The following is an 11,217-nucleotide window of genomic DNA, read 5'->3' as shown; positions in this document are numbered from 1 at the left end:
CGCGGCCCAACTCAGCAGGCCGCGGCGACGGAGCAGGTAGAGGGAAGCGAAGAGCGTGACGGACCAACTCGCCACCGTGGAGAGCGCCGCCCCAGGCAACTCCAGCCGGGGGAACGGGCCGAGGCCGAAGATCAGGCAGGGGTCCAGCACGGCGTTGATCGCCCCGGCGACGAGCATCACCACGGTGGGGCTGACGGTGTCGCCGACGCCCCGCAACGCCCCGTTGCCGACCATCGGCACGACCAACAGCATCACGCCGCCCAGCCAGATCTGCATGTAGGGCGTCGCGAGTTCCCGCAGTTCCTCCCCGGCCCCCATCGTCCGCAGCGCCGGGTCGAGCAGCGAGAAGCCGGCGACGACGATCCCCGCCACCACGAACAGCGCCAGCCCCAGGCTGTGCGTGCCGAGTCGGCAGGCGGAGCCGTCGTCCCGCCCCACCGCCCGGGCCACGGCGGTGCTCGTTCCCACCGACAGCCCCATCGCGGCCCCGCTGACGAGGAAGGTCAGCGGGAAGGTGAACGCCACCGCGGCGAGTTCCTCCTCCCCCAACTGCCCGATGAAGTAGGCGTCGACCAGACTGAACGCCAGCACCGCCACGATGCCCACCAGCATCGGCCCAGCCAGCCGGGCGAGCACCGGGACGATCGGGCCGGCGAGGATCTCGTCGCGGGTCGGGCGGGGCATGCGGCATGTTAGCCGTCCGCCGCGAACCGCCCTCGTGGTTCGCCGTCCTGATTGAGAGGACGGCGAACTAACGGACCGTCTTCTGCCCGTCGCTGCCGCGGAGGGCGCCGCGGACGCCGATTAGCTCCGGGTTGCGGGCGATCTTGTCGCTGAACACCCGCAGGTCCCGCAGCACCGGGGCGAGGTTCGCCAGCAGGACGTTGAGGTGTTCCGCGCTGGCGTCCAGGTTGCGGTACAGCGACGGGTCGGAGGCCAACTGCGTGAGGCTGCCGTCTTCTCTCTTGAGCAGCGTCGAGAGATCGGCAAGGTCCGCGGAGACCTGCTCGAAGTTTGCCAACGTGACGTCCAGCCGGGTGGCGACGGAGACGCCCTTCTCCGCCAGCGGGCGGGTGAAGCCCTCGACGTTCGCCAGTGCCGCGTCCGCTTTGCCGACGGCGGAGCGGGTGGCGACGATCGTCTGCCGCGTCTCTTCGAGCAGCGGGGGCAGAGCGGCGGCCGTGCGATTCAGGTTCCGCTGCAACGTCGGATCGCCCACCAGCTTCGCGGCGTGGTCGGCCGTCTGCCGCAGGGACCGCATCGAGAGGGCCGTCTCCTCCAGCGCCACGGAGGCCCGGGCGAGGGCGAGGTTCATTTCCTCCCGGTTGTCGCCCAGTACGCCGTTGACGTTGCGACCGACCTCCGCCCACTGGGCCGCGGTGGCGTCGAACCCGGCGAGGGTGCGATCCAGTCGTCCGCCGAGGTCCACGACGAGCTTCATCGGGTCGACCGGGGCGACGCCCTCCAGTCGGGCGCCGGGCTCGATGAACCCGGGGCCGGCGCCGGGGACGAATTCGATGCCGCTGTCGCCCAGCAGGCTGCGGGAGAGATGCGGCTCCGCGTTCTTCCGCAGTCGGTACTGCGGTTCGATGGAGAGGGCCACCAGCACGCCGCCGCGTTGCTCGTCGAACCGTACGGCGGCGACTTCGCCGATCACGATGCCGTTCTTGGAAACCGGCGTGCCCGGGTACACGCCGGGGGCGTGGTCGAAGTGAACCGCCAGCGGGTAGCGTTCCTTGAGCAGGGCGGCGAGGTCGCCGAACTTCACCGCCATCACCGCGGCGAGGCCGAAGGCGACGATCGCCAACAGCCCGACGCGGAACTGCATTTGCTGTTCGGACATGGGATCGCCGGGCGGGGGGAAACGGGGGCGGCCGCGTCCTAGTTCATCGCCCCGCCGCGGGGGTACCCCGGCCCGGCGCGGCGGTCGATCCGGGCGACCTTAAGGGCGCGGCCGGCCGGGCTGCGGGGCGGGGGGCGTGCGTTCCGAACCCACCGGTGTGACGGATCACGCCGCCCGCCGCTGCGCCCTCGTCCTGCTGATCGCGGCGGGCGCCTGCCTGCCGCTGTTCGCGGCGCTGGCGGCGGATCTGCCGGTGAACAACGACCCGGAGGCCTGGCTGCCGGCCGACGGGCCGAACCGCACCGCCTACGACGCCTTCCGCCGCACCTTCGGCTCGGAGGAGGCGATCCTCGCGGCCTTCCCGGCGGACACCGCCGCGGCGACGGTCGCGGCCCTCCGGGCGCGGCTGGAGATGTCCCCCCGCATTCGGTACGCCTGCTCGCCCGGTTCCATCGCCGCGGTGATGCGGGAGATGAACGTACCGGAGGCGGAGATCGACGCCCGGCTGACCGGCCTGCTGCGGGGGGCGAACGGGGAGTGGGTCGCGGTCGCGGGCACGCTGTCGGCCGAAGGGGCCGCCGACCGGCCGGCCGCGGTGCGGGACGTCCGCCGGGCCGTCGCCGCGTCTGGACTTGCAAACGTGGCGAAGGTCGCCGGGGTGCCGGTGGTCGTGACGGAGCTGGACCGTCTCAGTCGCCCGGAGGCCGTGCTGCCGTACCTCGCCGGCATGTTCGCCCTCGGGTTGGCCGTGTTGCGGTGCGTCTGCGGCCGGTGGGGGCTGGCCCTGCTGCTGGGCGGGACGGTGGTCTGGGCGACGCTGGGCACGCTGGCCGGCGTGCGGCTGGCGGGGGGCGAGATGAACCTGATCCTCGCGGCCCTGCCGGCGCTGGTGCTGGTCTTCGCCCTGACGGCGAGCGTGCACCTCCTCCACTACCACGCCGCGGCGGCGGGGGAGGGCGTGGCGAAGGTGCGGGCCGCGGTGCGGGCGGCCGCCAGGCCGACCGCCTGGGCGACCGCCACGACCGCCGCCGGCCTGCTGAGCCTCGGCCTGAGCGAGGTGCGGCCGGTGGCGTGGTTCGGCCCGGCGGGGGCGTTGGGGGCGCTGCTGGCGGCGGTCGGCGGGCTGGTCCTCACCCCGGCGGCGGTACTCCTCTGCGGCGGGCTGGAGCGGCGGGTCCCGCACCTCGCGGTCCGCCGCGATTGGGCCGGCTGGACGGTGCGGCGGCGGGGCGCCGTGCTGGCGGTCTCCGCCGCCGCGGTCGCGGCCTGTTCGCTGGGGTTGCCGCGGCTCTCGGCGAAGGTGGACGCCGCCGATCTGCTGCCCCCCTCCGGCGCCGTGAGCCGCGATCACCGGTTCGTGCGGGACCTCATCACCCCGGCGGAGTCGCTGGAGATCGTGCTCCGTCCGGCCCCGGGGGCGACCTTCGGGGAGACGCTGGCGGTCGTCCGAGAGATCGCGGCGGACCTGAACGACCGGCCGGCGGTGCGGCACGTGGCCAGCGCGGCGCTGTTCCTGGGCGAGGTCGACGGCTGGGGCGCGGCCGGGCGGATGGCCGCGGCCCGGTCGCTGCCGGAGGCCGAGGCGTTCGTCACCGAGGACGGCTCCGCCTGGCGGCTGAGCGTCCGAGCCGACTGCCCGCCCGGCCGCCGGGCGGAGGTCGTGAACGACCTGCGGGCCGTCTGCCTGCGGCACGTTCCCGCCGACCAGGTGACAATGACGGGACTCGCCCCGCTGCTGGAAGCCGCGGAGGTGGCGATCTACAACGGCTTCCGCGACAGCCTGCTGGCCGCGGCGCTGCTGATCGGGCTCGCCGTGCTGTTCGCCGTGGGTGACTGGCGGGTCTGGCTAACGGCCGGCGCGGCGAACCTCGTCCCGTTGGCGGCGGTGTTCGGCCTGCTGGGCTGGGCCGGACGGGCGGTCGACGTGGGCATGATGATGACCGCCTCCGTCGCGCTGGGGCTGGCCGTCGACGGGACGTTCCACCTGCTCGTTCGGCACCGTGACGAAGTGAGGCGGGGAGGCCCCGACGCCTGCGGAGTCCGCTGTGCGGCGGCCGCTGCCCACGCGGCCGGCCCCGCCGTGGTGCAGGCGGCGGTCATCGCCGGCGCCGGCGTGCTGGCGCTGACGGCCAGCCCGTTCCCGCCGACGGCCCGCTTCGGCTGGCTCACCGCCGCCCTGCTGGTCGCGGCGATCCTCGCCGACCTGCTGATTCTCCCCGCCCTGCTGGCGTACCTGCCGGTGCGGGGCGGAACCGGCGCCGACTCCGCCGCGATCGTCCGGTTCCCCGCCCGCCGGCCGGTCTCAGCGGACGCGGACGAACTCCGGCGCGCCGCCTAACGGCAACGGCGAACCGAGACGCTCACTGCAGCAGGCTGCGGGTGAGGACCTCTTTCGCCTTGTCGAAGTAGTCCTGCCATTCGATCTCCGGCGTGCCGTCGCGGAGGCAGTCGCGGGTCTTTTGCAGCGTGTTGCGGGCCATGTGCGGGCAGCGATTGCAGGCGCAGGTCTCGCCGCTGTCGGTCATGATGCCGGGCACCGGCACGTAGGTGTGCTGCGGGGCGGCCTTTTCCAGCGGGTGGATCATCGCCGCCTCGGTGGCGACGAGGAACGTCCGCGGCTCCGTCACGCTCATCACGTACCGTTTCAGTTTCTCGGTGCCGCCGATGAAGTCGCTCTCGGCGAGGATGTTCGCGGGGCATTCCGGGTGGGCGATCACCTCGCTGCCGGGGTTGTTCTTCTTGGCCCGCCGCATGTCGGTCAGGCTGAAAATCTCGTGCACCATGCACGAACCCGGCCAGAGGATCATCTCCCGCCCCGTCACTTCGACCAGATAGCGGCCCAGGTGCCGGTCCGGGACGAACAGGATCTCCTTGTCCTTGGGCACCCGTTCCTCGATCACCTCCCGGGCGTTGCCGCTGGTGACGATCCAGTCGCACAGGCTCTTCACCGCGGCGCTGGTGTTGATGTAAGCGACGGTGACGAAGTCCCGCCCCTCGGCCCGCAGTTCTTCCTGCCGGGCCTTCAGCGCTGGGTAGGTGCAGCTTTCGGCCAGCGAGCACCCGGCGAGCAGGTCCGGCAACAGGACCCGTTTTTCCGGGTTCAGGATCTTGGCACTCTCCGCCATGAAGTGGACGCCGCAGAACACGATCGTGCCGGTCTTCACCTTGGTGGCGTCCCGGGCCAGTTGCAGGCTGTCGCCGCAGAAGTCGGCCACGTCCTGAATCTCGCCGTCCACGTAGTAATGGGCGAGGATCGTGGCGTCCTTCTCCTCTTTCAGGCGGTCGATTTCGTCCATCAGGTCCAGCGGGTCCTCCGGTTCCCCCGACAGACCAGTGCGCTCGTCGGCCTCGAACGACCGCGGGTCCATCACGGGCAGGGGGGGGCGGAGGGTGTCGGTGGGCATCGGGGCGATCCTGAAGGAGCAATCGATAAGGGAACGGCATTGTACCGCCCGGAGGTCGGGAAGACTGGCCGGCCTACAATCGGCCGCCCCGTTCCCCCGAACCCTTTGTTCCTTCCGAACGCCTGCGCCGTGTTTCCGGTTCATCTCGCCCTGCTGGTACTCGCGGCCGGCCCGGCCGACGGCGCCGCCCGCCCCGTCGCTCCTGCCGGCGACCCGGCCCGCGGCTACGAGGTGTTGCGAACGAAACCGTTGCTCCCGCCGGACTTCGACCGCGAAACCCTGCTCCGGCTCGGCCTCACCTGGGCCCCGGAGCAGCGGGCGAAGGCGAAAGCGGCCGGCGAGGCGGAGCGGATTGCAATGGCGTTCTCCCGCTACGGCCTCGTCGCCCCCCCACCGAACGACCCGGTCGGCGGCGCGGTGTTGAACTACGTGGAGACGCCGGAGGGCTGGGTGATGAACTGCTTCGCCTGTCACGGCGGGAAGGTCGCCGGGCGGACGATCCCGGGGCTGCCGAACTCCCACTACGGCCTCGCCACGCTGACGGAGGAGGTCCGCACCGTGAAGCTGCTGACCGGCAAGCCGCTGAGCCATCAGGACGTCGGGCAGATGAAGATCCCGCTGGGCGGCTCCCACGGCACGACGAACGCCGTGGTGTTCGGCATCGTGCTCGACGCCTTCCGCGAGCCGGACATGAGCGTCAACACCGGCCGCCATCCTGGCCTGCTGCTCCATCACGACATGGACGCCCCGCCGTGGTGGCACGTCAAGAAAAAGTCCCGCCTCTACATCGACGGCTTCAGCCCGAAGAACCACCGCGTCCTGATGCAGTTCATGCTCCTCCCCAGCGCCGGCCGCGACACGGTGCTGGGTTGGGAGGACGATTTCCGAGACGTGCTGGCCTACATCGAATCCGTCGAGGCGCCGCCTTACCCATTCGAGATCGACGACGAACTCGCCGCGACGGGCCGTGGAGTGTTCGAGAGAAACTGCACCGAGTGCCACGGCACGTATTCGGAGGACCCGGCCGCGGAGACCTACCCGGAACTGACGGTTCCCATCGAAGTCGTCGGCACCGACCGCCGTCGGCTGGACGCCCTGACCGTCTCTCACCGCCGGCACCTCGGCACGACCTGGATGAGCCGCTACGGGGAGGACCCGGTGGTCGAGGACCCCGGCGGCTACGTCGCCCCGCCGCTGGACGGCGTGTGGGCGACCGCCCCCTACTTCCACAACGGCAGCGTGCCGACGCTCGCCGGCGTGCTCTCCCCGGAGGAGCGCCCCACCCTCTGGCGCCGCACCGAGGACGGCTACGACACCCAGCGGGTCGGACTGGAATACGAGGAGGTGGCCGAAGTCCCCGACCGCGACCCGCGGTTCGTCTTCGACACCCGCCGGGCCGACCTCGGCAAAACGAACGCCGGCCACACCTTCGCTGCGAAACTCTCGTCGGACGAGAAACGGGCGCTGCTCGAGTACCTGAAAACGCTGTAGGGTCCGCTCCGCGGACCGCCCCACACGCTCTCCGCAGGCTCATCTGATCGGTCCGCAGAGCGGACCCTACGCGACGGCCCGCTCGCAAATCGCCGTCGCCTCGGCTGCCAGTGCCTCCGACACGTCTCTCGTCGGAGCCTCCGCGATGACGCGGGCGATCGGCTCCGTATTACTGGCTCGGACCTGCACCCAGCGGTCGGCCCAGTCCAGCCGCAGGCCGTCGCCCCACTTGGCTTCGGCGTCCGGGTAGGCCGCGGCGAGGGCGGTGCAGGCGGCGTCCACCCGGTCCGGGGAGGGCACGGCGAACTTGTTCTTCACGATCGCGTAGCTCGGCAGCGAATCGGCCCACGCCCCGACTTTGCCCCCCCGCTTGGCGAGCCCGTCCAGCACGTAGGCGATGGAGACGAGCGAATCCCGCACCGGCCCGACCCGCGGCTCGATCACCCCGCCGTTGCCCTCGCCGCCGAGGGCCGCCCCGACCCGATTCATCTCCCCGACCACGTTCGCCTCGCCCACCGCCGAGCGGTGGAAGGCGCAGCCGTGCGACTCCGCCACGTCGGCGTTCACCCGGCTCGTCGACCCGTTCACCACGAGCGGCCCCTTGCGGGTCGCCAGCACGTGATCGGCGCAGAGGGCGAGCGTCAGTTCCTCGCCGATGTAGCGGCCGGTCTCGTCCACGATCGCCAGCCGGTCGGCGTCCGGGTCCTGGGCGAAACCCACGTCGGCGCCCGCCTCGCGCACTGCGGTGCAGAGGCCGGTCAGGTTCGCCTCGGTCGGCTCGGGGGTGTGTTCGAACAGGCCGTCGGGCGTATCGCCGAGGACCGTCACCTCGCAGCCGAGTTCCTCCCGCAGGAAGCCCGGCGTCGCCGCGGCCCCGCTGCCGCGGTTGCAGTCCAGCACGACCCGGAATCGCTGCGCCCGGATCGCGTCCCGGTCGATCAGATCGAGAACCCGACGCAGGTGCGGGCCGTGCGGGTCGGCCAGCGTTTCGACGGAGCCCACGCCGTCCCAGCCCGCCGCGGCGAAGTCGCCGGACTCCAGCAGCCCGACCAGCGCCTCGCCCTGGGTCTTGTTCAGCACCCCGCCGGAGGGGGCGAACGGTTTGAGGCCGTTCCATTCGAGCGGATTGTGCGAGGCGGTGATCTGCAATCCCGCCGCCGCCCCGTGATGCTGCACGAGCACCCCGCAGGTCGGCGTCATCGCCACGCCGCCGTCCAGCACCCGGCAACCGCTCGCCAACAGCCCGCCGAGCACGCAGTGCCGGACCATCGGCCCGGTCGGGCGTCCGTCGCGGGTCAGCACGACTAAACCGGGGTTCCGCTCCTCCCGCAGCGCCAGCGTGCCGACCGCCTGCCCGAAGCGGGTCAGAAAATCCGGGTCGAGCCCGTCCCCCACGACGCCGCGGAGACCGGAGACGGAAAGGATGCGGGGCACGCGGGGCGTTCTCGAACGAGGGAGCGGGGCCGGGGTTTAGCCCGGCTCGCCGGCCGCGTCCACGCCCGTCGGTTCCTCCCCCGTCTCCCGCCATCGCACGGCCGCGGCGTGGGCGGCGGCGATGCGGCCTTCGACCAGCGCCACGATCTCCATCGTGCCGCCGGCCGCCTCCACCGTCTCGGGAGCGATCGGCTCTCCGAACACGACCCGCACCCGGCCCGGCGTCGGGATCGGCAGCTTGCGCGACCGCGGCAGGCACTCGAACGCCCCGGCGATCCCCACCGGGTACACCGGCCGTCCGCTTCTGCGGGCGAGCGTGACGAACCCGGGTTTCAACGGCCCCAGCGAGCCGTCCGCGGTGCGGGTGCCCTCGGGGAACAGCCCGACGAGTTCGCCCCGCTCGATCGCCGCGAGGGCGGCCCGCATCCCGGCGGTGGCCGGGGCGTCCCGGGCGATCGGCAGCGTCTTCATCGCCCGCAGGTAACGCCCGAAGACCGGGATCCGAAACAGGCTGTCCCGGGCGACGAAGGTGATTGACCGGTTCAGCGGCAGCCCGAGGACGATCGGATCGAGGAAGCTCTGGTGGTTCGCCAGCAGCAGCCCGCCGGAGTCGCCGCGGACGCGCTCCGCCCCCACGGCTCGCACGCCGAGGTAAGGCTGCGCAGACCATTCCAGCGCCGCACGGCTGACGTCCCACGCCCGCCCCTGGGGCGGCGGCGACTGAGCGTCGGCGGGGGAAGGACTGGTCACGCCCTCAGAATGCCACGGAACGCCCCCGGAGACGACCGGAGCGAACCCGCTGCGTTGCCACGGTGTCCGAACTCGGTACACTGCCCGCCCGCGGCGAACCTCGCCGGCGGACAGAGTCGCCCCTATAGCTCAATTGGCAGAGCAACTGACTCTTAATCAGTAGGTTCTAGGTTCGATTCCTAGTGGGGGCAATTTATTTGTCGGCATATAGAGGCCCTGAGCGGCACTGGGCGGCGTTTCGCCCTGTGCCGCTAGTGTTTTGACGGGGACCCGCTTTTCGGCGCCGCTCGGTGCCGCCCCGTGCAACGTCGGATTTTGCGTCATCCGTGCGTCGGATTTTGCGTCGGATTCGGCCGGCTCCCGCCCCCACGGGATGAGTTCTCCCTCGGCGGCGGCCCGGGCGTAATCGTGGTCCGTCACTTGCAGATAGTGTTCTGCCGCGACGTCGGTCGTGTTTCCCATCCATCCGCAGACGACGTGGGCCGGGTGGACGCGGCCCAGCTCCGTTTGTCGGGTGCTTCTCAGGTTCTGGAAGAGCTTGGGCCAGGGCTTCACGCCAGACCGCTCGATGATCCGCTTCATGTGGGTGTGGGGGTTGGTCCCCCCGGCCAATCGCGGAATGCAGGGAGCTTCCGGAGACGCGTCGGTCGCTTCCGCTGCGGCCCGGAGGTGTGGGAGCAGCTCGGCGAACAGCGGGATGACGCGTTCCCCCCCGCCGGGGTGGTGGGCGGTCTTCGGCGAGGTGATCCGCAGCCAGCCGTGAGCCTCTCGCGGATTGTCCGCAGCGGGGTCGGGCCAATGCACGTCGTCCCAAGTCAGCGGGGCCAACTCCGAAGGGCAGCGGAGGCCTCCGAATCGGGCGAGGGCGAAGATCAGCCGCCACTCCCAGTCGGGGCAGGCGTTCAGCACCCGGCGGGCGTTCTCCACCGAGATGAAGGCCATGCGAGACGGGTTGCCCCGGACGGTGGTCTTCTGGCCCTCAAACGGGTTGGCGTCGATGAGCCCCTTCCGGTGGGCGTGGCGGAAGAATTGACCAGCCCGCCCCATCCAGCGGTTCACCGTGTTCGAGCTGCGGCCTCGTCTGCCGCCTCGGGTCAGATGCCTGCGAAACTCGTCGGCGTCCCCCGGGGTGATCTCCCGCAGGGGTTTGGCGACTCCGAAGAACCCCCGCAGGTGCTCGGCGGCGTCGTTCAGATGCCGAAGGGTGTTCGGCTTCGCGTCGGATCGGTCGGCCAGATAGGCGGCGAGGAAGGTGCCTAGCTCCCGCGACTCCCGGGCGGGCGTCAGGCCCGCGGCGGCGAACTTCGCGTGCAGGGCGTCCGGCATGTCGGCGATCCGGCGGGCGTCAGCGTCCGGCGGGGCGTGTCCGGCGAGGGCCGCGGCGTTCACCCGTTCGACCAGCCCGGCGACCTCCTCGGCCGTCCGCTTCGAGACCTTCCCGAGCCGGATGGTGCGGCGGCGGCGGTCGGGGCCGGTGAACTGGACGCGGCGGGAACCGCTGGGGTCGGTGCTGACGCTGGCCATCGGGCGGGGCGGGCGGGGGGCTCGGGGCGGGTCAGCCTCACCGGGGCTTGGTTGGTGCGCCAGCGGGCGAGCGGTGGTCGATGGCGAAGGACTCCAGATCGGCGGGGCGGTAACGCACCAATCGGCCCAGCCGGACGGCTCTGATCGGCCCGCGGGGCGAGGTCAGATCGCGGAGCTTGCGTTCGCTGATCCCGAGGGCGTCGGCCGCTTCGAGAGTGGTCAGCAGAACCGGGGAGAGGGCGGGGGCGGACATCGCGGGGTTCCGGCGGGGGAGGTCGGGAACCCATTCATGCCGCGGTTTGCCGGTCCGGGCCAGTGCCGGCTACCCGATCGTTGTCCCTGCAACTATGGCTACTCGTTGGGTGCGTGATACCGGAGCACGCGGCGGAGCCGACCCTATCTGGGGCGGGCGCCGCTCCCGGGGACGCGTCGCCCGCCCTTTTCGGTCCAGAATCCGGCCATAGCGTCAGACATCGGGTTTTGTTGGCTCTTTCTACGGTGCTGCGTTTGTTGGAGGGTTGGCTACCCTCTGGACAATTCGGCCGGTTTTCGGCGGTTTTGGGGCTTTGGTGCGACCAAATAACGCACGGTCCGGAGGAGGCTTCTCGCCGGTATCGGTCGGGAATGGTCCCGTCGTCCACCCCGGTTGCGGGCGGGTTGGCGGGCTTGAGACGGCCAGAGGGGGCCGCGTCGCTGGCGGGCGACCTACGGGCGGGGGTCCTCGCTCGGGAGCAACAGCGGGGGAGGACCGCTCCCCCACCGCCGCCCCGT

General features: G+C 71.6%; 9 protein-coding genes and 1 tRNA gene. 3 read left to right on the top strand and 7 right to left on the bottom strand.

Going from position 1 to position 11,217, the window contains the following annotated elements:
- The coding region (locus ACG2DA_RS19010) for an MATE family efflux transporter (RefSeq protein WP_395257749.1) at positions 1 to 684 on the bottom strand (684 nt) is incomplete at its 3' end.
- Positions 685 to 751: 67 nt separating this feature from the next.
- Positions 752 to 1,843, bottom strand: coding sequence for an MlaD family protein (locus ACG2DA_RS19005; RefSeq protein WP_395257747.1), 1,092 nt, complete (start codon positions 1,841 to 1,843; stop codon positions 752 to 754).
- 157 nt (positions 1,844 to 2,000) lie between these two features.
- Between ACG2DA_RS19005 and ACG2DA_RS19000 the strand changes: the two genes are divergently transcribed.
- On the top strand, positions 2,001 to 4,181 hold the full coding sequence (locus tag ACG2DA_RS19000; protein ID WP_395257745.1) for an MMPL family transporter: 2,181 nt from the start codon (positions 2,001 to 2,003) through the stop codon (positions 4,179 to 4,181).
- 22 nt (positions 4,182 to 4,203) lie between these two features.
- On the opposite strand, the gene nadA is transcribed toward ACG2DA_RS19000, so the two are convergent.
- Positions 4,204 to 5,139, bottom strand: a complete 936-nt coding sequence (nadA, locus tag ACG2DA_RS18995; RefSeq protein WP_395257751.1) for a quinolinate synthase NadA — start codon at positions 5,137 to 5,139, stop codon at positions 4,204 to 4,206.
- A 237-nt stretch (positions 5,140 to 5,376) separates the two neighbouring features.
- Here nadA and ACG2DA_RS18990 point away from each other — a divergent pair, with 237 nt between their 5' ends.
- A complete protein-coding gene (locus tag ACG2DA_RS18990) occupies positions 5,377 to 6,738 on the top strand; it encodes a cytochrome c (protein WP_395257743.1) in 1,362 nt (453 codons plus the stop codon).
- 66 nt (positions 6,739 to 6,804) lie between these two features.
- Here ACG2DA_RS18990 and glmM read toward each other — a convergent pair whose 3' ends face one another.
- Positions 6,805 to 8,172, bottom strand: coding sequence for a phosphoglucosamine mutase (glmM, locus tag ACG2DA_RS18985; RefSeq protein ID WP_395257741.1), 1,368 nt, complete (start codon positions 8,170 to 8,172; stop codon positions 6,805 to 6,807).
- Between the two features lie 36 nt (positions 8,173 to 8,208).
- Complete coding sequence (locus tag ACG2DA_RS18980; protein WP_395257739.1) at positions 8,209 to 8,922, bottom strand: lysophospholipid acyltransferase family protein; 714 nt, start codon at positions 8,920 to 8,922, stop codon at positions 8,209 to 8,211.
- Between the two features lie 118 nt (positions 8,923 to 9,040).
- On the opposite strand from ACG2DA_RS18980, the gene ACG2DA_RS18975 reads away from it, so the two are divergent.
- Positions 9,041 to 9,113: transfer RNA gene (locus ACG2DA_RS18975), tRNA-Lys, on the top strand.
- Here the strand turns inward: ACG2DA_RS18975 and ACG2DA_RS18970 are convergent.
- Positions 9,079 to 10,446: a tyrosine-type recombinase/integrase gene (locus tag ACG2DA_RS18970; protein WP_395257737.1), complete on the bottom strand. Its 1,368-nt coding sequence runs from the start codon at positions 10,444 to 10,446 to the stop codon at positions 9,079 to 9,081. The two genes, ACG2DA_RS18975 and ACG2DA_RS18970, sit on opposite strands and share 35 nt — an antisense overlap.
- 37 nt (positions 10,447 to 10,483) lie before the next feature.
- Complete coding sequence (locus ACG2DA_RS18965) at positions 10,484 to 10,699, bottom strand: helix-turn-helix domain-containing protein (RefSeq protein ID WP_395257735.1); 216 nt, start codon at positions 10,697 to 10,699, stop codon at positions 10,484 to 10,486.
- Positions 10,700 to 11,217 lie beyond the last annotated feature (518 nt).

Origin of the sequence: Alienimonas sp. DA493 (assembly GCF_043951915.1) — a bacterium.
Classification (GTDB): Bacteria; Planctomycetota; Planctomycetia; order Planctomycetales; family Planctomycetaceae; genus Alienimonas.
This window is presented reverse-complemented; position numbering and strand designations above follow the sequence as displayed.